Below are 22,808 nucleotides of genomic sequence, written 5' to 3'. Positions count from 1 at the left end.
TCCCCAAAGTTATAAAAAATTTCACTAAAAAGCTTAACACAGTTGAAAATAACGCTACCCTAAAATTCGGCAGGCATTATTGTCACATCAACAACAATTCGTAGCGTAAATAGCGTTACAAGCGACAATAAATAATTATCTTTGTGAATAATTACATACAATCACATTATCACATACTAATGAAAAAGTTATTTTTAATTGCAGGAGCTATTGCAGTGGCAGCTGTTGCCGAAGCAGCCGAGTCACCGCTATGGATGCGATATCCGGCCATATCACCTGATGGAAAAAGTATCGCATTCTGCTATCAGGGCGACATTTTCACTGTCCCGTCGACGGGAGGACGCGCCACACAGTTGACAACCAATCCGGCCTACGACACACGCCCTGTGTGGTCGCCCGACGGAAAGAGCATCGCCTTTGCTTCGGATCGCGAAGGCAGTTTTGACATCTACATCATGCCCCGCGAGGGAGGTGCACCCACACGGCTCACCACTCACTCGGCAAGCGAAATGCCCGAAACATTCCTTGACAACGAGCATGTGCTCTACACGGCTTCAATACAGCCCGATGTAAACGACAGCCAGTTCCCGTCAAAACAATTCCCGCAAATCTACAACGTGTCGACCACCGGCGGACGACCCAAGCTGTATTCATCGCTGGCAATGGAGAACCTGTCGATAAGCCCCGACGGCAAGCAGCTTCTATATAACGACATGAAAGGATATGAGGACACATGGCGCAAGCACCACACATCGTCAATAACACGCGATATATGGCTTTGCACCACCGACGGCAACCGCAGCTATCGCAAGCTCACCGACTTCAACGGCGAGGACCGCGACCCGGTGTGGAAAGCCGACGGAAGCGCCTACTACTATCTTAGCGAACGTGACGGCAACTTCAATGTCTACAAGTCGACAATCGACGGAAAGAATCCCGTAAAGATAACATCACATCCCAAGCATCCCGTTAGATTCCTCACCGCCTCCAACGACGGAAAGCTGTGCTACGGATATGACGGCGAGATATACACCGTGACCGAAGGCTCACAACCCGCCAAGGTCAACGTGGCCATAACATCGGATCTCACCGAGCAGAAACTCGTGAACCAACTCATAAGCAGCGGAGCCACCGACATTGCCGTGTCACCATCAGGCAAAGAAGTGGCATTCATCGTACACGGCGATGTCTACGTGACATCGGTAGAATACCGCACCACAAAGCAGATAACCGACACTCCCCAACAGGAGCGCAACATCGACTTCAGCCCCGACGGACGCTCTCTCGTCTACTCGGCCGAGCGTGGTGAAACATGGGGCATCTATGAAAGCTCGATAGTACGTGACGACGACAAATACTTCACCTACGCACAGGAAATAGAAGAGAAGCCGCTTGTGACAGGCGACAAGACATCGTTCCAGCCGCTATATTCACCCGACGGCAAGGAGGTAGCATTCCTTGAGGACCGCTCGGCCATACGCGTAATCAACCTGAAGAGCAAAGAGGTGCGCACAGTCATGGACGGCAAGTATAACTACTCCTACTCCGACGGCGACCAGACATTTGCATGGTCACCCGACAGCCGCTGGCTGCTGACCGAATACATAGGCATAGGCGGATGGAACAACAAGGACATAGCCCTAATCAAGGCCGACGGCAGCGGTGAAACGGTAAATCTAACCGAAAGCGGCTACTCCGACTCCAATCCCAAATGGGTGCTTGACGGCAAGGCCATGATATGGAATTCAGACCGAGCCGGCTACCGCAGCCACGGCAGCTGGGGAGCGCACTCCGATGTCTACATAATGTTCTTCGACGACGAAGCCTGGGATAAGTTCCAGCTCTCGAAGGAAGAGCTCGCACTTGCCGAAGAAGCTGAAAAGGATAAAAAGGATAAGGAGTCATCGGCAAACGACGACAAGAAAGACAAGAAAGATAAAAAAGGCAAAGGCAAGAAGGACAAAGCCGAAAAAGAGGACGAAGTCAAGCCCCTCAAGCTGGAGCTCGACAATCGTCGTGACCGCATAATGCGCCTCACTGTCAATTCGTCGAACCTCGGTGACGCACTGCTCTCCAAGAAAGGCGACAAGCTATATTACTGCACCTCATTTGAAGGCGGATATGACTTGTGGCTGCATGACCTTAAAGAGAACTCGACCAAGCTTCTCATAAAGGGTGTGGGCTACGGTCCGTTACTTACCGACAAAGAGGGAGAAAAAGCATATCTTATATCAAGAGGCGGACTCACTCAGGTCAATGTCAAGGATGCCAAAACAAAGTCAATCCCCTTCGCCGCCGAGTTCAACTACCGTCCGGCCGAAGAGCGTGACTATATATTCAACCATGCATGGCGACAGGTCAACGACAAGTTCTACGATCCTCAAATACACGGCATAGACTGGGCTTCATTCCGCGAGGACTACAGAAAATACCTGCCCTACATCAACAACAACTACGACTTCCGTGACATGCTGTCGGAGATGCTCGGCGAACTTAACGGTTCACACACCGGCGCAAGCTACCACGCCCCCACATCGGCACCCGCAACAGCTTCACTCGGAGCTTTCTACGACGAAAACTACGACGGCGACGGCCTGAAGATAGCACAAATAATAGCACAGGGTCCGTTGACAAAGGCCGACAACAAGATAACCGAAGGCTGCATAATCGAGAAAATCAACGGAAAGACAATCGAACGCGGCAAGGATTACTACCCCATGCTCGCAGGCAAAGCAGGCAAAAACGTAATGCTGACAGTGCTCGACCCCTCGACAGGCAAGAGATTTGAGGAGAAGGTAAAGCCCATCAGCTACGGTACACAAAGCGACCTGCTCTACAAACGCTGGGTTGAGAAAAACCGCAAGCGTGTCGAACAACTTTCAGGAGGCAAGGTGGGATATGTACATGTCAAGGGCATGGACAGCCCGAGTTTCCGCACCGTGTTCTCGGATCTTCTCGGCCGTTATCGCAACTGCGACGCAGTTATTGTAGACACCCGTCATAACGGTGGAGGCTGGCTGCACGACGACCTCGCGACACTGCTCAACGGCAAGGAGTATGCACGTTACACTCCCCGCAACAACTACATCGGCAGCGACCCGTTCACCAAGTGGCTCAAGCCGTCATGTGTGCTCGTGTGTGAGGACAACTACTCCAATGCCCACGGCTTCCCATGGGTCTACAAGACACTCGGCATAGGCAAGCTCATCGGCACACCCGTTCCCGGTACAATGACAGCAGTGTGGTGGGAAACGCAGATAGATCCATCGCTGGTATTCGGCATCCCTCAAGTAGGATGCAAGGATATGGACGGAAACTATCTTGAAAATCACGAACTACAACCCGACATCAAGGTTTACAACACTCCTGAAGTTCAGCTTCAAGGAGGTGACACACAACTTGAAACCGCCGTTAAGGAGATGCTCAACACCATCTGACAACAACAGTAACAACACCGACACCGCCGCTACCGAGTCAATGCCGTAGCGGCGGTGTTGTATTTTCTATTTGGATTATTGGAAAAGTGTTGCTAAATTTGCCTTTGTCAGCACTATGGGGGTGCTGGCATAACCGGACATAGACATGACAATCCTTCCAATGTATCCGACGAGCATCAATGAAAAATACATGGAGCTCGTGATCAACACCCTTCGCGACGGCGGTATTATAATATACCCCACCGACTCGCTATATGCGATAGGCTGCAATGCGCTCAACAATCAGGCTATTGAGCGTATATGCCGCATAAAAGGAATAAATCCGGCCAAGACCAACCTGTCGATTATCTGTCACGATATATCGCAATCGGCCGAATATGCCCGCATCGACAATCGCGCATTCCGAATCATGAAGGACAATCTGCCCGGCCCTTTCACCTTCCTGCTTCCGGCTTCCACTACACTTCCCAAAGTGTTCAAAGGACGAAAGACCGTAGGTGTGAGAATCCCCGACAACGCCATAGCCCGAGAAATAGCCATGCGCATGGACTCGCCATTGCTTACCACTTCCATACAATGGGACACCGAGGATGAAGCAATCAATCCCGAGTCCATAGCGATGCGATACTCCGACACTGTGGATATCGTAATCGACGGAGGTGAAGGAGGCACCGAGCCGTCGACCGTTATAGACATCACCGACAGCTCAAATCCTGAAATAATCAGACAAGGCCTTGGCGAAATTGAGCTCTAATCAGACATTTTAATTTACAATCGACATAAATTTAAGTTAATAGTTCGTCCTTATCGAATTATTCACTAATTTTGTATTACCGGAAATTATATAAAACGAATGACAATTACTTTAACCAAATAAATCAAGATAATTATGTCAAAGGTAACCGTAGTAGGCGCAGGAAACGTAGGCGCCACTTGTGCTAATGTTCTTGTAACTAACAACGTAGCTGACGAAGTCGTACTCATCGACATCAAGCAGGGTCTTGCCGAAGGTAAGACGATGGACATCATGCAGACCGCCAATCTGCTTACCATCAACACTCACATGGTAGGCGTGACCAACGACTATGAGAAGACTGCAGGTTCAGATGTAGTAGTAATCACATCAGGTATACCCCGTAAGCCGGGCATGACTCGTGAAGAGCTCATCGGAGTAAACGCAGGTATCGTAAAGTCAGTTACCGACAACGTACTCAAATATTCACCCAATGCAGTGATCTTGTGCGTATCCAACCCCATGGACACAATGACCTATCTTATCCACAAGACTTCAGGTCTTCCCAAGAACCGCATCATCGGTATGGGCGGCGCACTCGACAGCTCACGTTTCAAATACTTCCTCAGCGTAGCACTCGGAGCCAACCCCAACGAAGTTGAAGGTATGGTAATAGGCGGTCACGGTGACACTACAATGATTCCCTTGACCCGCTACGCAACTTATCGCGGTATTCCTGTAAGCACACTCCTTGACAAGGAAACGCTTGACAAGGTAGCAGCCGACACAATGGTAGGCGGAGCCACTCTTACCGGTCTTCTCGGCACATCGGCATGGTATGCACCCGGTGCAGCATCGGCAGCCGTAGTAGCAGCAGTGCTCCACGACCAGAAGCGAGTAATCCCCTGCTCGGCACTCGTAGAAGGTGAATATGGCGAAAGCGACATCTGCATAGGCGTTCCCTGCTTGCTTGGCCGCAACGGTATCGAGAAGATTGTCGATGTCAACCTTAACGAAGAGGAGAAAGCTCTCTTCGCCAAGAGCGCAGCAGCAGTGCGCAAGACCAACGGCGCTCTCGCATCGTCACTCTAATGCAAATTCCGGCACACCTCCAATGAGGCGTGAACCTTATTTCTCCGCAAGGTGTTTCAATTTATTGGGACACCTTGTTCTTTATATATATAGGATTAACTCAATTTATAAATTCATAAGTAATGAAAAAGATAGCATTTTTAGCAGCAGCGATCTTGATTTCAGGAGCAATGATTACAGGATGCGGTAACTCGACATCCAAGGAGGTGAAAGAGGCCGAGGCCACAGCCGAAGCCGTAAACGAATCGGAAGGCGCCCCGATAGAACTCGGGCCCAATGACATTCTGGAGTTCGGCGGTGCACAGCCTATGCCCGTAGTAGTCGACTTCTCGGCGACATGGTGTCCGCCCTGCAAGCAGTTCAAGCCCATATTCCACAAGCTTGCAAAAAAGTACAAGGGCAAGGTAAACTTCATATATGTAGACATCGATAAGGCTCCGCAACTGGCCGAGCAATATGGCGTGACATCGGTGCCTACAATCCTCTTTGTCGACAAGGAAGGCGTTATCAACCGCAACATAGGTTTCATGACCGAGGAAGAGGTTGAGGGCGCTGTAGCGGCAATCATGCCTGCACCGTCGGCACCCAAGATAGAGCCGAGATAAACCAAGTACAATCCTAAACACAGAAAAGGCTGCCGCAAATGCGACAGCCTTTTCTCGTATAGTTTTATCAAAAGTGCTTACTTAACTTCAGTGTGAGCAATGTCGATTACATCGGCTGAGTCAAACACTGTGTCGATATCGTCCTTTCCGGCAACAACAAGGCTGTCGTATTCACGAAGTCCGGTACCGGCAGGAATCAAGTGACCGCAGATAACGTTCTCCTTCATACCTTCAAGAGTGTCCACCTTACCGTTGATAGCGGCTTCATTGAGCACCTTGGTGGTTTCCTGGAACGATGCAGCCGACATGAAGCTTGAGGTCTGCAATGCAGCGCGAGTGATACCCTGAAGTATCTGCTCGGATGTAGCAGGAACAGCTTCACGCACAGTCACGGTCTTGAGGTCGCGACGCTTGAGGGCTGAGTTCTCGTCACGCAGCTTGCGTGCTGTGATAATCTGACCGGGCTTTACATTTTCGCTGTCACCGGCATCGACAACCACTTTCTTACCCCAGATGCGGTCGTTCTCTTCCATGAACTCACGCTTGTCGACAACCTGCTGCTCAAGGAAGCAAGTGTCACCCGGATCGAGGATGTTGACCTTGCGCATCATCTGACGCACGATTACTTCAAAGTGCTTATCGTTGATCTTCACACCTTGCATGCGGTATACATCCTGAACCTCGTTGACGATGTATTCCTGAACGGCAGTGGGACCCATGATGTTGAGGATGTCGGCAGGAGTGATGGCACCGTCGGAGAGCGGAGTTCCGGCGCGCACATAGTCGTTCTCCTGAACGAGAATCTGCTTCGACAGCGGAACGAGGTACTTCTTGACTTCACCAAGCTTGGAAGTAACCGATATTTCACGGTTGCCTCGCTTAACCTTGCCAAACTTAACCTCACCGTCGATTTCCGAAACGATAGCCGGGTTGGACGGGTTACGTGCCTCAAAGAGCTCGGTAACACGGGGCAGACCACCGGTGATATCACCGGCATTACCGGCCGAACGAGGAATCTTGACGAATACCTCGCCGGGAGCGACATCGGCACCGTTCTCAACCATGAGGTGAGCGCCCACAGGCAGTGCATAGGTCTTAATCACCTGACCGTTGGCATCGACGATGTTGGCCTCGGGAACGCGTGTACGATCCTTTGACTCGATTATTATCTTATCCTCAAGTCCTGTCTGCTCGTCATAATCTACACGATATGTAACGTTCTCGACAAGATTCTGGAATTCAATTTTACCACCTACTTCCGAAATGATGACGGCGTTGAAGGGGTCCCATTCGCATATTACATCGCCCTTGGTGACAGTGTCGCCATTGCCGAAGTAAAGCTTAGAACCGTAAGGAATGTTGGCGTTGGTGAGCATCATCTTGGTGTTGGGGTCGATGATACGCATCTCGGCAAGACGGCCAATCACTACATGTACGGGCTTTCCGTTGGCGCCCTTCTCAGCAGTTTCAACCGTGCGGAGTTCCTCGATTTCAAGCACGCCTTCATAGCGTGAGGTTATAGTAGATACGGCAGCGATGTTTGAAGCGACACCACCGACGTGGAATGTACGAAGAGTAAGCTGAGTACCCGGCTCACCGATTGACTGAGCGGCAATCACGCCGACAGCCTCACCCTTCTGCACAAGACGGTTGTTGGACAAGTTGCGTCCATAGCACTTGGCGCAAACACCCTTCTTGGACTCACAGGTAAGTACCGAGCGGATTTCAACCGACTCGATGGGCGACTCGTTGATGCGATTGGCAGCAACTTCATCGATTTCCTCACCCGAGGCAACGATAAGCTCACCCGAGATGGGGTCGATGATGTCGTGAACCGATACACGGCCGAGGATGCGCTCGCCGAGCGATGCCACAACTTCCTCGTTGTTCTTGATTTCGGTGCATACAAGACCACGGAGCGTACCGCAATCCTCCTCATGGATGATGACATCATGAGCCACATCGACAAGACGACGGGTAAGGTAACCTGCGTCGGCGGTCTTCAATGCGGTATCGGCAAGACCCTTACGGGCACCGTGGGTTGAGATGAAGTACTCAAGCACTGAAAGGCCCTCCTTGAAGTTGGCAAGAATCGGGTTCTCGATAATCTGACCTCCTTCGGCACCTGCCTTCTGGGGCTTAGCCATAAGACCACGCATACCGGCCAACTGACGAATCTGGTCCTTAGAACCACGGGCACCCGAGTCAAGCATCATGAATACAGAGTTGAAGCCCTGGTTGGCGGCTGTCATCTGCTTCATAAGCGTATCGGTGAGTCGAGAGTTGACATGCGTCCATATATCGATTATCTGGTTGTAACGCTCGTTGTTGGTGATGAATCCCATCGAATAGTTGTTCATCACTTCCTGAACCTGCTCGTTACCTTCAGCTACAAGCTGCTCCTTTTCCGGCGGGATGAGCACATCACCGAGGTTGAACGACAATCCGCCCTTGAATGCCATGTAGTATCCGAGGTTCTTGATGTCGTCAAGGAACTGAGCCGAACGGGTCACACCGCAAGTGTTGATAACCTTACCGATGATGTCGCGCAATGACTTCTTGGAAAGAATCTGGTTGACATAACCGATTTCCTTAGGCACGTACTGGTTTACGAGCACGCGGCCTACTGAAGTGTTCTCAACAAGATGAGTGATGGGGTTGCCATTTTCATCGACATCGTCCACAACTACCGAAACGGGAGCATGGAGAGTCACGCGGCCTTCATTGTAAGCAATCTGAGCCTCTTCGGGACCGTAGAACTTAAGGCCTTCACCCTTGTCGCCCTTGCGGAGCTTGGTGATGTAGTAAAGACCGAGTACCATGTCCTGCGAAGGCACTGTGATAGGAGCACCGTTGGCGGGGTTGAGGATGTTGTGAGCACCGAGCATAAGCATCTGGGCTTCCAACACAGCCTCGTTGCCAAGAGGCAAGTGAACAGCCATCTGGTCTCCGTCGAAGTCGGCGTTGAATGCCGTACATGCGAGCGGATGGAGCTGGATAGCCTTTCCTTCAATCATCTTGGGCTGGAATGCCTGGATACCAAGACGGTGAAGTGTCGGGGCACGGTTGAGCAGAACGGGGTGACCCTTCATAACGTGCTCAAGGATGTCCCATACGACAGGTTCCTTGCGGTCAACTATCTTTTTGGCCGACTTCACAGTCTTCACGATGCCACGCTCGATGAGCTTGCGGATGATGAAGGGCTTGTAAAGCTCGGCAGCCATATTCTTGGGAATACCGCACTCGTGCATCTTAAGCTCGGGACCAACAACGATTACCGAACGTGCAGAGTAGTCGACACGCTTACCGAGAAGATTCTGACGGAAGCGGCCCTGCTTACCCTTGAGAGAGTCGGAGAGCGACTTCAGGGGTCGATTGGCCTCGGTCTTAACTGCCGACGACTTGCGAGAGTTGTCGAGCAGCGAGTCAACAGCCTCCTGAAGCATGCGCTTCTCATTGCGGAGGATGACTTCGGGAGCCTTGATTTCGATAAGACGCTTAAGACGATTGTTACGGATGATCACACGACGATAGAGGTCGTTAAGGTCGCTGGTAGCGAAACGACCGCCGTCGAGGGGCACGAGAGGACGGAGTTCGGGCGGAATCACGGGAACCGCCTGAAGAATCATCCATTCGGGCTTATTGCGGTGCTTTGACGCACGGAACGACTCCACAATCTGAAGACGCTTCAACGCCTCGGTCTTACGCTGCTGCGAACCGTCGGTATTAGCACGGTGACGGAGCTCGTAAGAGAGCGAGTCGAGGTCAAGACGAGTGAGCAGGTCATATACTGCCTCGGCACCCATCTTGGCGATGAACTTATTGGGGTCGGTGTCGTCAAGCAACTGATTTTCCTTAGGAAGCTTGTCGAGGATTTCAAAGTATTCCTCCTCGGTGAGAAGGTCGAGTGTCTGAACGTTTTCGGCCTGTCCGGGCTGGATGACCACGTAACGCTCATAGTAAATCACAGCATCGAGCTTCTTTGAGGGAAGACCGAGCAGATAACCGATCTTGTTGGGAAGCGAACGGAAATACCAGATGTGAGCCACGGGAACGACGAGCTTTATGTGACCCATGCGTTCACGGCGCACTTTCTTCTCGGTAACCATGACACCACAACGGTCGCACACAATGCCCTTGTAACGGATGCGCTTATACTTTCCGCAATGACACTCATAGTCCTTTACCGGACCGAATATCTTTTCGCAGAACAGACCGTCACGCTCGGGCTTGTAGGTGCGGTAGTTGATAGTCTCGGGCTTGAGAACTTCACCGCTCGACTTTTCAAGGATTTCCTCGGGCGAAGCAAGTCCGATGGAAATCTTTGAGAAATCGGTTTTTGATTTATTGTCTTTTCTAAAAGCCATATTTTAGTGTTTCCTTTCTTTACTGTGATTAATTATTGCTCTAAGTTGATGCTCAATCCAAGACCGCGAAGCTCGTGGAGAAGCACGTTAAGCGACTCGGGGATTCCGGCCTGAGGCATGGGCTCGCCCTTGACGATAGCCTCATAAGCCTTGCTACGGCCGTTTACATCATCACTCTTGATAGTCAGAATCTCCTGGAGAATGTGGGATGCGCCGAATGCCTCGAGCGCCCAAACTTCCATTTCTCCGAAACGCTGACCACCGAACTGGGCCTTACCTCCAAGAGGCTGCTGCGTGATGAGCGAGTACGGACCGATGCTACGTGCGTGCATCTTGTCCTCAACCATGTGGCCGAGCTTAAGCATGTAGATGACACCTACGGTTGCAGGCTGGTCGAAGCGCTCACCGGTGCCGCCATCGTAAAGATAGGTCTTTCCGTAGCGGGGAAGTCCGGCCTTGTCGGTCCACTCGTTAAGGTCGTCGAGGCTTGCACCGTCGAAAATAGGAGTGGCAAACTTATCGCCGAGAATAGCTCCCGACCAACCGAGAACTGTTTCAAAAATCTGACCGAGGTTCATACGAGAAGGCACACCCAGAGGGTTAAGCACGATATCAACCGGAGTACCGTCGGCAAGGAAGGGCATATCCTCCTGACGCACGATACGCGACACGATACCCTTGTTACCGTGACGACCGGCCATCTTATCACCTACGCTGATCTTACGCTTCTTGGCAACATATACCTTAGCCATCTGCATGATTCCGGAGGGAAGCTCGTCACCGATCGAGATGTCGAATTTCTTACGACGAAGCTCGGCATCGATCTCCTTTGACTTGCGGAGATAGTTCACAATAGTGGCACGGATCATGTCGTTCTTGTGAGCATCGGCAGTCCACTTTGAAAGGTTGACAGTGTCATAGTTTATACCCTTCAGAGCGGCAGGTGTAAACTTGGCACCCTTGGCGATAATATCGGCGCCGAGGAAGTCCTTGACCCCTTGCGAGGTCTTGCCTTCGGTGAGCACCATGAGCTTGTTGACGAGAATGTCCATCAGCTCGGCCTGCTTTTCCTCATACTCTTCGTCAAGCTTGGGAAGCTGTGCGTTGGCACTCTTGGTCTTCTTTTTCTTGGCGGCACGAGAGAAGAGGTTGGTGCCGATTACAACACCCTTCAACGAGGGAGTTGCCTTGAGAGAAGCATCCTTCACATCACCGGCCTTGTCACCGAAGATGGCGCGAAGCAACTTCTCCTCAGGTGTGGGATCGGATTCTCCCTTAGGAGTAATCTTACCTATCATTATGTCACCGGGAGCTACATGGGCGCCGACACGGATAATACCGCGCTCGTCGAGATCCTTGGTAGCGTCTTCGCTGACATTGGGGATATCGCTTGTAAGTTCCTCCATACCGCGCTTGGTTTCACGCACTTCGAGCGAATACTCGTCAACGTGAACCGAGGTGAGGATATCCTCACGAACCACGCGCTCATTAAGCACGATAGCATCCTCGTAGTTGTAACCCTTCCAAGGCATGAAAGCCACCTTCAGGTTACGGCCGAGAGCAAGTTCACCGTTTTCGGTCGAGTAACCTTCGGTGAGAATCTGACCCGGAGTCACACGCTGACCCTTCTCGCATATAGGACGAAGGTCGATGGTGGTGCTTTGGTTGGTCTTTCGGAACTTTGGTATGTGGTATTCCTTAACCGAATCCTCGAATGCGACAAAGTCTTCATCCTCGGTGCGGTCATAGCGAATACGTATCACTGTAGCATCAACAAACTCGATGACACCGTCGCCTTCGGCGGTAATCTGAGTACGAGAGTCGCGGATAAGCTGTCCCTCGAGGCCAGTGCCCACGATAGGAGCTTCGGAACGCAACAGAGGCACTGCCTGACGCATCATGTTAGATCCCATCAACGCACGGTTGGCATCGTCATGTTCAAGGAACGGGATGAGCGATGCTGCGATAGAAGCAATCTGAGTGGGCGATACATCCATCAGGTTGACCTCGCTCGGAGCTACGATGGGGAAGTCGGCGTCAAGACGAGCCTTAACACGCTCGCGAACAAACGTACCGTCATCGTTAAGAGGAGCATTGCCCTGGGCAATCACCTGACCCTCCTCGACTTCGGCAGTCAGATATACGACTTCATCGTTGTTGATGTTGACCTTGGAGTTCTCAACCTTGCGGTAGGGAGTTTCGATAAATCCGAGGTCGTTTATTTTAGCATACACACACAATGACGAGATAAGACCGATGTTAGGTCCTTCAGGCGTTTCGATAGGACAAAGACGGCCATAGTGGGTGTAGTGAACGTCACGAACCTCAAAACCTGCGCGCTCACGCGAAAGACCGCCGGGGCCAAGGGCCGACATACGGCGCTTGTGGGTCATTTCGGCAAGGGGGTTGGTCTGGTCCATGAACTGAGAAAGTGCATTGGTACCGAAGAATGTGTTGATAACAGAAGAGATTGTCTTCGCATTGATAAGGTCAATGGGAGTGAAATCCTCATTGTCACGCACATTCATGCGCTCGCGGATTGTACGCGACATACGAGCGAGTCCCACACCAAACTGGTTGTAGAGCTGCTCGCCTACGGTACGCACGCGACGGTTGCTCAAGTGGTCGATGTCGTCGACATCGGTCTTTGAGTTGATAAGCTCGATGAGATACTTTATGATGGCGATTATATCCTCCTTGGTAAGGACCTTCACATCCATCGAAGTACCGAGATTGAGCTTCTTGTTGATGCGGTAACGACCCACTTCGCCAAGGTCATAACGCTTTTCCGAGAAGAAAAGGTTGGTGATTACCTCACGGGCCGACGCATCATCCGGCGGCTCCGCGTTGCGCAGCTGTCGGTAGATATATTGAATAGCCTCCTTTTCGGAGTTACTTGTATCTTTCTGTAGAGTGTTGAAGATTATCGAATAGTCGCTGGTATTGGCGTCTTCCTTGTGGAGGAGTACGGTCTGCGCACCTGCATCAATTATCTCCTGGATGTGCTCTTCCTCGAGCACGGTTTCGCGGTCAATCACGACCTGGTTGCGCTCTATCGACACAACCTCGCCGGTGTCTTCGTCAACGAAGTCCTCAACCCATGTCTTCAATACACGGGCAGCCAGCTTGCGTCCGATTGCCTTCTTAAGATTGGTCTTATTGACCTTGATCTCTTCAGCAAGGCCGAAGATTTCGATGATGTCCTTATCGCTTTCAAGACCTATCGCACGCAAGAGAGTGGTAACGGGAAGTTTCTTCTTACGGTCGATGTAAGCGTACATCACGTTGTTGATGTCAGTTGCAAACTCAATCCAAGACCCACGGAACGGGATTATTCGTGCCGAATAGAGCTTAGTGCCGTTGGCATGAGTGCTCTGTCCGAAGAACACACCGGGAGAACGGTGCAACTGCGACACGACAACTCGTTCAGCTCCATTGATTACAAATGTACCCTGCGCCGTCATATAAGGAATCGGCCCAAGGAATACATCCTGTATCTTAGGTTCAAAATCTTCGTGATCGGGGTCAGTACAATATAATTTTAATTTAGCCTTGAGGGGCACGCTGTAGGTGAGTCCTCGTTCAAGACACTCCTCGATTGTGTAGCGCGGGGGGTCGATGTAATAGTCGAGAAACTCAAGTACGTAATTATTGCGAGTGTCCACAATCGGGAAATTCTCGGCGAACACCTTATAAAGTCCCTCATTATTTCTTTTTTCAGGAGGGGTGTCGAGCTGAAGGAAATCCTGGAATGACTTCAGCTGAACCTCGAGAAAATCAGGGTAAGGAAGGGGATTCTTTACCGATGCAAAATTGATACGGGGTTTTGTTAATGAAACTGACATTTAAAATAAAAACGTTAAGGGAACTCAAATTAAAATATAACACAAAAAGGTTAAGAATCATTATAAGATATGATTCTTAACCTAATTACCTGAGGTTCAGGCAATATTATTTAAGTTCAACTTCAGCGCCAGCTTCTTCCAACTGCTTCTTCAGACCTTCGGCGTCAGCCTTGGCGAGACCTTCCTTAACTGTGCTGGGAGCACCGTCAACGAGTTCCTTAGCTTCCTTCAAGCCAAGTCCGGTGAGTTCCTTAACAAGCTTAACAACTGCAAGCTTGCTTGCGCCGGCCGACTTAAGGATAACATCGAATGAGGACTTCTCTTCAGCCTCAGCAGCGCCACCGGCTGCGGGAGCTGCTACTGCTACAGCTGCAGCTGCGGGCTCGATACCATACTCATCCTTGAGGATAGCCTTGAGTTCACTTACTTCCTTTACGGTCAAATTGACTAATTCTTCAGCAATAGCTTTAATATCTGCCATCGTCTTAAAATTTTAAAAGTTATTGTTTTTTCTATTTATTATTTTTTTATTGTTTTGTCTATTGAGGCGTCAAACGCTTATTATGCGTTCTTTTCCTCAATAGCATCCAGAAGTCCGTGGATGGTTGTTCCGGCGTCAAGCGCGGAGATAACACCCTGTACAGGGCCCTCGAGCATTGCGATAACATCGGCAATAAGTTCGTTCTTGCTCTTGATGTTTGCAAGTGTGTCGAGCTGGTCAGCACCTACGTAAACGGTTTCTTCTACGTAAGCGGCCTTAAAACGGGGGAGTGTAGCATCCTTGTCCTTCTTCAAGACTTCCTTGATGAGCTTTGCGGGAGCATTGCCAACATTGGAGAACATCACCGATGTTGAGCCCTTCAAGCTGGGATAGAGTTCGGAATACGTTTCGGCGTTTTCGAGTGACTCGAGAGCCTTGTGAAGAAGCGTATTCTTAACGACGAGAAGCTTAATGTCGGCCTTGTTGCAAGCACGGCGGAGGTCGCTGGTCTTTTCAGCGTTCAATCCGGCTGTTTCCACGAGGTAGAAGCAGCTGTAATTCTTAACCGTGTCAGCAATTTGGGCAATAATAATGTCTTTATCTTCCTTTCTCATTTTGCGTAGTCTTTAAATGTTAAACATCGATTGACTTAGAGTCAACCTTGATGCCGGGACTCATAGTGCTTGAAAGATAAATACTCTTAATATAGGTGCCCTTTGCAGTAGCAGGCTTAAGCTTGATCAAGGTATTGATGAACTCACGTGCGTTGTCCTTCATCTGTTCGGGAGTGAAAGAAACCTTTCCGATTGAAGAGTGAACGATACCGTTCTTGTCGACCTTGAAGTCGATTTTACCCTTCTTCACTTCCTCAACAGCCTTTGCTACATCATTGGTAACGGTACCGCTCTTGGGGTTAGGCATCAAGCCACGAGGACCGAGGATGCGACCGAGAGCACCAATCTTACCCATGATAGCGGGCTGAGTAATGATTACATCAACATCAGTCCAACCACCTTTGATCTTGTCGATATATTCGTCAAGACCTACATAGTCGGCTCCGGCAGCCTTAGCGGCAGTTTCCGCATCGGGGTTGCAAAGCACGAGTACAGTAGTCTTCTTGCCGGTTCCGTGAGGGAGTGTCACCACGCCACGCACCATTTGATTAGCCTTACGAGGGTCTACGCCAAGACGTACATCAATATCAAGCGAAGCATCGAATTTAGTAAAAGTAACTTCCTTTACCTTCTCAGCCGCCTCCGCTAATGTGTAAGCCTTCCCAGCTTCAATCTTCTGTAAAGCCAACTTTTGATTCTTAGTAAGTTTACCCATGTCAATTGAAGTTTATTAGTTATTTTCAGGGAAAGCTCCCTTAACGGTGATACCCATACTTCTGGCTGTACCGGCAACCATACGCATTGCCGATTCTACAGTAAAACAGTTCAAATCGGGCATTTTGTCCTCAGCAATCGCCTTCACCTGATCCCAAGTGATTTCAGCCACCTTCTTACGATTGGGTTCGGCTGAACCGCTCTTGATCTTTGATGCCTCAAGGAGCTGAATAGCTACAGGAGGAGTCTTAACAATGAAGTCAAAGCTCTTGTCGGTGTAGTAAGTAATTACAACCGGAAGCACCTTGCCTGCCTTGTCCTGGGTGCGGGCGTTGAATTGCTTGCAAAATTCCATGATGTTGATGCCCTTAGAACCCAAGGCGGGACCTACTGGGGGCGATGGATTTGCTGCTCCACCTTTAATCTGCAATTTGATTTGTCCAGCAATTTCTTTAGCCATTTCTTAATACAAATTTTGTTGGGTTAAACGTGCGAATTTTGGTCAAAAAGCTCGTAACCGCTATTTGGCCAATTCTCGCTCTACTTGCGATGCCTCCAATTCCAAGGGAGTGCTGCGACCGAATATCTTGACTTCGACCTTGAGCTTGCGCTTCTCGGCGTCCAAATCTACGATTTCGCCGTTGAAGCCGCTGAACGGGCCAAAAGTCACCTTGACATGCTCGCCGACCATGAAGTCGTTGAAACCGTCATCGTTCAAGTCGTTGATCTCGTCGGCGGCGCCAAGCATTCTCATCACCTCGCTGTGACGAAGAGGTTCGGGCTGAGAGCCCTTTCCGCGTCCGCCGAGGAAATCGATTACATTGGTGGTGTTGCGCAATTCGTGCATCACCTCGCCTTGAAGATCAGCCTCCACAAACACATAACCGGAATAAAGATTGCGTTCTTTCACAACCCTTTTTCCATTACGTGTAGTCACTACTTTTTCGGTGGGAATCAACACTTGCGATACGTAGTTGCCCAAGTCAGTGTTCTTGATTGCAGCATCAAGAAGCTCCTTGACTTTAGCCTCCTTTCCTGATATTGCGCGAAGCACATACCATTCTTTTTTTCTCTCAGCCATAGGTACTACTACGTTTTAAGCGTTAAAGTCCGTAAATGAAGTGCATTAAATGGTCAACAATCTGATCCATGACAAGTATTATCAATGCAATAATGACGGAAGCTATCAGCACGATAACACTGCTTTTGATTAGCTGACTCTTTGTAGGCCAAGAAGTCCTATATCGAAGCTCGGTATAAGACTCCTGTATATCGGTAAGTAGTTTTAATTTCTTCATTTTTTCTGTCTTTGCACAGGACGAGAGGCTCGAACTCCCGACACCCGGTTTTGGAGACCGGTGCTCTACCGACTGAGCTAGTCCTGTGTATATCGGTTCTCGCTTTTACACGAGAACCGAGTTTTTATTTCCTAAATTAGTCAAGGATTTCAGTGATCTGACCTGAACCTACGGTGCGGCCACCTTCGCGGATTGCGAAACGAAGACCGAGGTCGCAAGCTACCGGGTTGATGAGCTCAACGTTGATAGTTACGTGGTCACCGGGCATTACCATTTCTACACCTTCGGGAAGAGTAATCTCACCGGTTACATCGAGTGTACGGATGTAGAACTGAGGACGATAGTGGTTGTGGAACGGAGTGTGACGGCCACCTTCTTCTTTCTTCAGGATATAAACCTGAGCCTTGAACTTGCTGTGGGGCTTAACAACTCCCGGGTGGCAGATTACCATACCACGCTTGATATCCTTCTTGTCGATACCACGGAGAAGAAGACCTACGTTGTCACCGGCTTCACCCTGATCGAGGAGCTTGCGGAACATCTCAACACCGGTAACAACCGACTTGAGGTCAGCACCAAGACCCATAATCTGAACTTCGTCACCTACCTTAACAACACCAGTTTCGATACGACCGGTAGCAACTGTACCACGGCCGGTGATTGAGAACACATCCTCAACAGGCATCAAGAAAGGCTTATCGATGTCACGGGGAGGCAGCGGAATCCATTCGTCAACAGCAGCCATAAGTTCCATAACCTTTTCTACCCACTGGGGCTCACCGTTAAGAGCACCAAGAGCAGAGCCACGGATGATAGGAGTATTGTCACCGTCATATTCGTAAGACGAAAGAAGGTCACGCATTTCCATCTCAACGAGGTCAAACATCTCTTCGTCGTCAACCATATCGCACTTGTTAAGGAATACTACGATACGGGGAACGTTCACCTGACGAGCGAGCAGGATGTGCTCACGAGTCTGGGGCATAGGACCGTCAGTTGCAGCAACTACGATGATAGCACCGTCCATCTGAGCAGCACCGGTAACCATGTTCTTTACATAGTCGGCGTGTCCCGGGCAGTCAACGTGAGCATAGTGACGATTCTCAGTTTCATACTCAACGTGCGAAGTGTTGATTGTGATACCACGCTCCTTTTCCTCGGGGGCGTTGTCGATCTGGTCGAATGACTTGACTTCGGAAAGACCCTTTTCAGCGAGCACCTTAGTGATAGCTGCGGTCAGAGTAGTCTTACCGTGGTCAACGTGACCGATTGTACCGATGTTAACATGCGGTTTGGTTCTTTCGAATTTTTCTTTAGCCATAACTTTTGTTATTTTTGTGTTGAATAATATTTCTTTCAATAAAGCTGCCGCGAAAGCGCATACGCATCCGAGGCTGCCAATTTATCATTTGAGCCGATGGCGGGATTTGAACCCGCGACCTCTTCCTTACCAAGGAAGTGCTCTACCCCTGAGCTACATTGGCAAAATGTCTTTAGAGCGGAAGACGAGGCTCAAACTCGCGACCCTCAGCTTGGAAGGCTGATGCTCTATCAACTGAGCTACTTCCGCATTGTGTGGGCGAAGATGGATTCGAACCACCGAAGGCATAAGCCAGCAGATTTACAGTCTGCCCCATTTGGCCACTCTGGTATTCGCCCGAGATACTTTTCTTAATTAGGGGAATTCAAAATTTACTTCTTCCTTTGAGCCTCTTGTCGGATTCGAACCAACGACCCCGAGATTACAAATCACGTGCTCTGGCCAACTGAGCTAAAGAGGCATTAAGTATCTTATTGCTTGGCGTCTTTTCGTCTGTCAAGCGGGTGCAAAGTTACGCAGTATTTTTCAGTTCTCCAAATTTTTCAATGCGAAAATTTCAAAACATTATCATTTTATTTAATTATCAGCGATATAACTTCAATGGCCAACATCGCGACAATGTCAGCTGACTCTTCAGCGTTGCAAAGGTAATACATATTTTCGGTCTGTCACGAATGTAAGCTGACATTTTTTTCGTAGATTTGCATTATTCAACCATTATTCATAAAATGAAAGACAATATCATCCAACGACTCGAAGCCCTGCGCCAGGCTATGCGCACACGGGGCATCGACCTTACGATCATCTCCCATGTCGACCCGCACCAAAGCGAATACATGGCCGATCACTGGCATCTTCGCGAATACCTAAGCGGATTCAACGGCTCGGCCGGAACACTCGTAGTGTCGCTTGACGACGCCAAGCTGTGGACCGACTCACGCTACTTCCTGCAGGCGGCACAGCAGCTCGACGAAACCGGCATAACATTAATGAAGGACGGCCTTGCCATAACGCCGTCAATCACCGACTATATACGCACCACCCTCCCCTCCGGCTCCACTGTAGGCATCGACGGCATGCTCTTTTCAATAAACTCGGAGCGCGACTTGAAGGAGAAGCTCGGTGAGGTGGGGATAAACCTCGTAACCGACTTCACGCCCGCCGATGAAGTGTGGGCCAACCGTCCGCCCCTACCCTCCGACAAAGCCTTCATACATGATATGAAATATGCCGGCGAGAGCACTCGCGACAAAATAGGAAAGATACTCGCGCGCGTGAAGGAGGCCGGAGCCGACGCCATATTGATATCGGCGCTTGACGAAATAGCATGGGCACTGAATCTGCGCGGAAAGGATGTGGCCTACAATCCTGTCGTTACATCATTCCTTTACCTTGGCAAGACCGGCTCCACCCTGTTTATCGACGATGTAAAGGTCACCGACAGTGTGCGGGAATATCTTGCAGGTAACGACATCAGTATAGCTCCCTACAACAGTGTGCTGAAATTTGCAAGCGCGTTACCGCTCACTACAAAGGTCCTTGTCGACCCGGGATTATCGTCAAGCGCACTCGTCACCGCACTTGGAAAGCGCATCCTTCTCGGTCGCTCTCCCATACCCCTGCTGAAAGGCATCCGCAACGATGTCCAGATAGAAGGGCTGCATCGGGCAATGCTCCGCGACGGAATTGCGCTTGTGCGTTCGTTCATGGAGATAGAGGAAACGCTGTCGCAAGGCAAGCGACTGACCGAAACAGGCGTGTGCAAGATACTCACCCGCAATCGCAGCCTGCAACCCGACTATTTCGACGACAGCTTCGGCACGATAGCCGGATATAAGGGACACGGAGCTATTGTGCATTACGAGCCCACCGAGGAGTCGGATGCCGAGATATACCCCGACGGCCTGCTGCTTGTCGACTCAGGAGCGCAATACCTCGACGGAACGACCGACATAACCCGCACCGTATCGCTCGGCAACCCCACGGCCGACGAGCGTCACGACTTCACTCTCGTGCTGAAAGGCTGTATCGCACTTGCCTCAGCCGTATTTCCCGAAGGAACTTGTGGCGTACAGCTCGACATTCTCGCCCATCAATATCTGTGGAAAGAAGGGAAAACCTATCTGCACGGCACAGGCCATGGTGTGGGCTCGTTCCTGAACGTACACGAAGGGCCTCAGAGTTTCCGAAACCGCATCGACCACCTTACGACAGTGCCGTTTGCGCCCGGCATGGTGACATCCGACGAGCCCGGACTGTATGTCACCGACAAATACGGAATACGTTGCGAGAACATGATACTTACGGTAGTTGACCGCGAAACCGAATTCGGGCGTTTCCTCCGCTTCGACACCGTGACGCTGTTCCCCTTCGACATCAACCTCATCGAAACCTCGATGTTCAATGACGACGAAATTAAATGGATCAACGAGTACCACAAGAAGGTGTATGACTTGCTCACTCCTTCATTGAACGAGAAAGAAACTGCATGGCTGGCGGCCAAGACTCAGCCCATATCACGCAAATAATCAACTTTAATCAACAATCATAATGGCATTAATAAAATCGGTAAGGGGATACACCCCTGAAATCGGCAAAAACTGCTTCCTCGCCGACAATTGCACCATCATAGGCGATGTCGTGATGGGCGACGACTGCAGCATCTGGTTCAACACCGTGCTGCGCGGCGATGTCAACTCAATAAAGATAGGTAATCGCGTAAACATCCAGGACGGATCGGTGCTGCACACCCTCTATCAGAAATCGACCATAGAGATAGGCGACGATGTGTCAATAGGCCACAACGTAACGATTCACGGAGCCAAGATACACGACTTCGCCCTTATAGGAATGGGCGCAGTGGTGATGGATGACGCCGAGGTTGGCGAAGGCGCTCTCGTGGCCGCCGGAAGTGTTGTACTGTCACGCACCAAGATAGGCCCCAACGAGCTGTGGGGAGGCGCGCCCGCTAAATTCATCAAGATGGTAGACCCCGAGCAGAGCAAGGAGATTAACCGCAAAATAGCGAAGAACTATCTCATGTACTCCACTTGGTATGACGCCGAACTTGAAAACAGAATAGAAACCGAAGCCGAGCGTGACGCCGAACAGAAGTAACGCCGACAATCCACAAAATAAGCGGGGCTTGAAATGGCAATCATTTCAAGCCCCGTCTTTATTTAAATATTAATTCTAATGTTTATCCTTGATATTTGCGAGCCTGCTCCTTGACAAGTTCCTCGTCGTCAAAGTAGTTGATGCGCATCGCCTTGCGCACATCGGCCAATGTTGCCGCAGCGGCCTCACGAGCCACTTCCGAGCCACGCTTCAATATATCGTATACCGCAGGAATGTCCTGCTCATATTTCTTGCGGCGTTCACGTATTTCGGCAAGCTCCTCCTCTATCACCTTTGTAAGGAACTTCTTGACAGTACCGTCGCCAAGTCCGCCACGTGTATAGTGAGCCTTCAGTTCATCCAGATTCTTATATTCGGGCAAATATCTCTCAAAATGTTCATCACGACAAAATGCGTCAAGATAGATGAACGGACAATTGCCCTCAAGATGTCCGGGGTCGGCCACATTCAGGTGCAAGGGGTCGGTGTACATGCTCTTTATCTTCTTGGAAACCTCCTTGGCTGTATCGCTAAGATAGATGCAGTTTCCGAGCGACTTGCTCATCTTGGCTTTGCCGTCGGTTCCGGGAAGACGCAGACATGCGGCGTTAGACGGAAGCAATATCTCAGGCTCGACAAGAGTTTCACCGTATACATTATTAAATCGGTTCACTATTTCACGAGTAAGCTCGATCATCGGAGCCTGGTCCTCGCCCACCGGCACTGTAGTAGCCTTGAATGCGGTTATGTCAGATGCCTGGCTTACAGGATAGCAGAAGAATCCCACAGGAATGCTCTGCTCGAAATTACGCATCTTTATCTCGGTCTTTACAGTGGGATTTCGCTGCACACGCGACACAGTAACGAGATTCATATAATAGAAAGCAAGCTCGGCAAGCTCAGGAACCTGCGACTGGATGAATATCGTAGTCTTTTCAGGGTCTATTCCCACCGAAAGATAGTCAAGTGCAACCTCGATTATGTTCTGTCGCACCTTTTCAGGGTTGTCGGCATTGTCAGTAAGAGCCTGCGCATCGGCTATCATCACGAATATCTTATCATATTCGCCCGAATTCTGCAGCTCCACGCGTCGTTTCAGCGACCCTACGTAATGTCCGAGATGGAGTTTGCCGGTAGGACGGTCACCCGTAAGTATTATCTTTTCCATTTTTGTTTAATTTTCT

The 22,808-nt window shown here is 50.1% G+C and carries 16 protein-coding genes and 5 tRNA genes; 6 read left to right on the top strand and 15 right to left on the bottom strand.

Annotated elements, in window-relative coordinates; all coding sequences use genetic code 11:
- The first annotated feature begins 179 nt into the window (after window positions 1–179).
- The 4 genes from E7746_RS01545 to E7746_RS01530 all read left to right on the top strand — a co-directional run bounded on the left by E7746_RS01545 (window position 180) and on the right by E7746_RS01530 (window position 5,867).
- Window positions 180–3,437, top strand: a complete 3,258-nt coding sequence (locus E7746_RS01545) for a S41 family peptidase (protein WP_136409622.1) — start codon at window positions 180–182, stop codon at window positions 3,435–3,437.
- A 145-nt stretch (window positions 3,438–3,582) separates the two neighbouring features.
- A complete protein-coding gene (locus E7746_RS01540; RefSeq protein ID WP_123395291.1) occupies window positions 3,583–4,191 on the top strand; it encodes an L-threonylcarbamoyladenylate synthase in 609 nt (202 codons plus the stop codon).
- Window positions 4,192–4,326: 135 nt separating this feature from the next.
- Window positions 4,327–5,262 carry a malate dehydrogenase gene (locus E7746_RS01535; RefSeq protein WP_135946557.1) on the top strand — a complete coding sequence of 312 codons (936 nt, stop codon included), beginning with the start codon at window positions 4,327–4,329 and terminating at the stop codon, window positions 5,260–5,262.
- A gap of 122 nt (window positions 5,263–5,384) precedes the next feature.
- The gene (locus E7746_RS01530; RefSeq protein ID WP_123395289.1) at window positions 5,385–5,867 is read left to right on the top strand and encodes a thioredoxin family protein; all 483 of its coding nucleotides are present in this window, start codon (window positions 5,385–5,387) and stop codon (window positions 5,865–5,867) included.
- A gap of 77 nt (window positions 5,868–5,944) precedes the next feature.
- On the opposite strand, the gene rpoC is transcribed toward E7746_RS01530, so the two are convergent.
- The 14 genes from rpoC to E7746_RS01460 all read right to left on the bottom strand — a co-directional run bounded on the left by rpoC (window position 5,945) and on the right by E7746_RS01460 (window position 18,967).
- Window positions 5,945–10,234: a DNA-directed RNA polymerase subunit beta' gene (gene rpoC / locus E7746_RS01525; RefSeq protein ID WP_123395288.1), complete on the bottom strand. Its 4,290-nt coding sequence runs from the start codon at window positions 10,232–10,234 to the stop codon at window positions 5,945–5,947.
- A 32-nt stretch (window positions 10,235–10,266) separates the two neighbouring features.
- Window positions 10,267–14,079: a DNA-directed RNA polymerase subunit beta gene (gene rpoB, locus E7746_RS01520; RefSeq protein WP_123395287.1), complete on the bottom strand. Its 3,813-nt coding sequence runs from the start codon at window positions 14,077–14,079 to the stop codon at window positions 10,267–10,269.
- 106 nt (window positions 14,080–14,185) lie between these two features.
- On the bottom strand, window positions 14,186–14,560 hold the full coding sequence (gene rplL / locus E7746_RS01515; RefSeq protein WP_123395286.1) for a 50S ribosomal protein L7/L12: 375 nt from the start codon (window positions 14,558–14,560) through the stop codon (window positions 14,186–14,188).
- An 80-nt stretch (window positions 14,561–14,640) separates the two neighbouring features.
- Window positions 14,641–15,174: a 50S ribosomal protein L10 gene (gene rplJ, locus E7746_RS01510; protein WP_136409621.1), complete on the bottom strand. Its 534-nt coding sequence runs from the start codon at window positions 15,172–15,174 to the stop codon at window positions 14,641–14,643.
- 19 nt (window positions 15,175–15,193) lie between these two features.
- Window positions 15,194–15,889 carry a 50S ribosomal protein L1 gene (gene rplA, locus E7746_RS01505; RefSeq protein ID WP_123395284.1) on the bottom strand — a complete coding sequence of 232 codons (696 nt, stop codon included), beginning with the start codon at window positions 15,887–15,889 and terminating at the stop codon, window positions 15,194–15,196.
- A 15-nt stretch (window positions 15,890–15,904) separates the two neighbouring features.
- Entirely contained in the window at window positions 15,905–16,348 is a 444-nt protein-coding gene (gene rplK / locus E7746_RS01500; protein WP_135946554.1) for a 50S ribosomal protein L11, read from the bottom strand.
- A gap of 60 nt (window positions 16,349–16,408) precedes the next feature.
- A complete protein-coding gene (nusG, locus tag E7746_RS01495; RefSeq protein WP_123395282.1) occupies window positions 16,409–16,969 on the bottom strand; it encodes a transcription termination/antitermination protein NusG in 561 nt (186 codons plus the stop codon).
- A 22-nt stretch (window positions 16,970–16,991) separates the two neighbouring features.
- On the bottom strand, window positions 16,992–17,186 hold the full coding sequence (secE, locus tag E7746_RS15360; RefSeq protein WP_123395281.1) for a preprotein translocase subunit SecE: 195 nt from the start codon (window positions 17,184–17,186) through the stop codon (window positions 16,992–16,994).
- Window positions 17,187–17,200: 14 nt separating this feature from the next.
- Window positions 17,201–17,273, bottom strand: a tRNA-Trp gene (locus E7746_RS01485).
- A 49-nt stretch (window positions 17,274–17,322) separates the two neighbouring features.
- Entirely contained in the window at window positions 17,323–18,507 is a 1,185-nt protein-coding gene (gene tuf / locus E7746_RS01480; RefSeq protein WP_123395280.1) for an elongation factor Tu, read from the bottom strand.
- A gap of 91 nt (window positions 18,508–18,598) precedes the next feature.
- Window positions 18,599–18,670 (bottom strand) — tRNA-Thr (locus E7746_RS01475).
- Window positions 18,671–18,683: 13 nt separating this feature from the next.
- A tRNA-Gly gene (locus E7746_RS01470) sits at window positions 18,684–18,756 on the bottom strand.
- Between the two features lie 6 nt (window positions 18,757–18,762).
- Window positions 18,763–18,845: transfer RNA gene (locus tag E7746_RS01465), tRNA-Tyr, on the bottom strand.
- A 48-nt stretch (window positions 18,846–18,893) separates the two neighbouring features.
- Window positions 18,894–18,967: transfer RNA gene (locus E7746_RS01460), tRNA-Thr, on the bottom strand.
- Between the two features lie 268 nt (window positions 18,968–19,235).
- Here E7746_RS01460 and E7746_RS01455 point away from each other — a divergent pair.
- On the top strand, window positions 19,236–21,035 hold the full coding sequence (locus E7746_RS01455) for an aminopeptidase P family protein (protein ID WP_136409620.1): 1,800 nt from the start codon (window positions 19,236–19,238) through the stop codon (window positions 21,033–21,035).
- 22 nt (window positions 21,036–21,057) lie between these two features.
- A complete protein-coding gene (locus tag E7746_RS01450) occupies window positions 21,058–21,624 on the top strand; it encodes a gamma carbonic anhydrase family protein (protein WP_136409619.1) in 567 nt (188 codons plus the stop codon).
- Window positions 21,625–21,706: 82 nt separating this feature from the next.
- On the opposite strand, the gene trpS is transcribed toward E7746_RS01450, so the two are convergent.
- The gene (gene trpS, locus E7746_RS01445; RefSeq protein ID WP_136409618.1) at window positions 21,707–22,792 is read right to left on the bottom strand and encodes a tryptophan--tRNA ligase; all 1,086 of its coding nucleotides are present in this window, start codon (window positions 22,790–22,792) and stop codon (window positions 21,707–21,709) included.
- Window positions 22,793–22,808 lie beyond the last annotated feature (16 nt).

The sequence above is a fragment of the Muribaculum gordoncarteri genome (genome assembly GCF_004803695.1).
Classification (GTDB): domain Bacteria; phylum Bacteroidota; class Bacteroidia; order Bacteroidales; family Muribaculaceae; genus Muribaculum; species Muribaculum gordoncarteri.
The sequence above is the reverse complement of the archived record's forward strand: the minus strand, read 5'-3'. Positions and strand labels throughout refer to the sequence as shown.

Bases quoted from the DNA above. Each gene is read 5' to 3' on its own strand.
- rplJ (WP_136409621.1), bottom strand. From the start codon at position 15,174: ATGAGAAAGGAAGATAAAGACATTATTATTGCCCAAATTGCTGACACG.
- rpoC (WP_123395288.1), bottom strand. From the start codon at position 10,234: ATGGCTTTTAGAAAAGACAATAAATCAAAAACCGATTTCTCAAAGATT.
- tuf (WP_123395280.1), bottom strand. From the start codon at position 18,507: ATGGCTAAAGAAAAATTCGAAAGAACCAAACCGCATGTTAACATCGGT.
- nusG (WP_123395282.1), bottom strand. From the start codon at position 16,969: ATGGCTGAGAGAAAAAAAGAATGGTATGTGCTTCGCGCAATATCAGGA.
- rplK (WP_135946554.1), bottom strand. From the start codon at position 16,348: ATGGCTAAAGAAATTGCTGGACAAATCAAATTGCAGATTAAAGGTGGA.
- secE (WP_123395281.1), bottom strand. From the start codon at position 17,186: ATGAAGAAATTAAAACTACTTACCGATATACAGGAGTCTTATACCGAG.
- E7746_RS01540 (WP_123395291.1), top strand. From the start codon at position 3,583: ATGACAATCCTTCCAATGTATCCGACGAGCATCAATGAAAAATACATG.
- E7746_RS01535 (WP_135946557.1), top strand. From the start codon at position 4,327: ATGTCAAAGGTAACCGTAGTAGGCGCAGGAAACGTAGGCGCCACTTGT.
- rplA (WP_123395284.1), bottom strand. From the start codon at position 15,889: ATGGGTAAACTTACTAAGAATCAAAAGTTGGCTTTACAGAAGATTGAA.
- trpS (WP_136409618.1), bottom strand. From the start codon at position 22,792: ATGGAAAAGATAATACTTACGGGTGACCGTCCTACCGGCAAACTCCAT.
- rpoB (WP_123395287.1), bottom strand. From the start codon at position 14,079: ATGTCAGTTTCATTAACAAAACCCCGTATCAATTTTGCATCGGTAAAG.
- E7746_RS01530 (WP_123395289.1), top strand. From the start codon at position 5,385: ATGAAAAAGATAGCATTTTTAGCAGCAGCGATCTTGATTTCAGGAGCA.
- E7746_RS01450 (WP_136409619.1), top strand. From the start codon at position 21,058: ATGGCATTAATAAAATCGGTAAGGGGATACACCCCTGAAATCGGCAAA.
- E7746_RS01545 (WP_136409622.1), top strand. From the start codon at position 180: ATGAAAAAGTTATTTTTAATTGCAGGAGCTATTGCAGTGGCAGCTGTT.
- rplL (WP_123395286.1), bottom strand. From the start codon at position 14,560: ATGGCAGATATTAAAGCTATTGCTGAAGAATTAGTCAATTTGACCGTA.
- E7746_RS01455 (WP_136409620.1), top strand. From the start codon at position 19,236: ATGAAAGACAATATCATCCAACGACTCGAAGCCCTGCGCCAGGCTATG.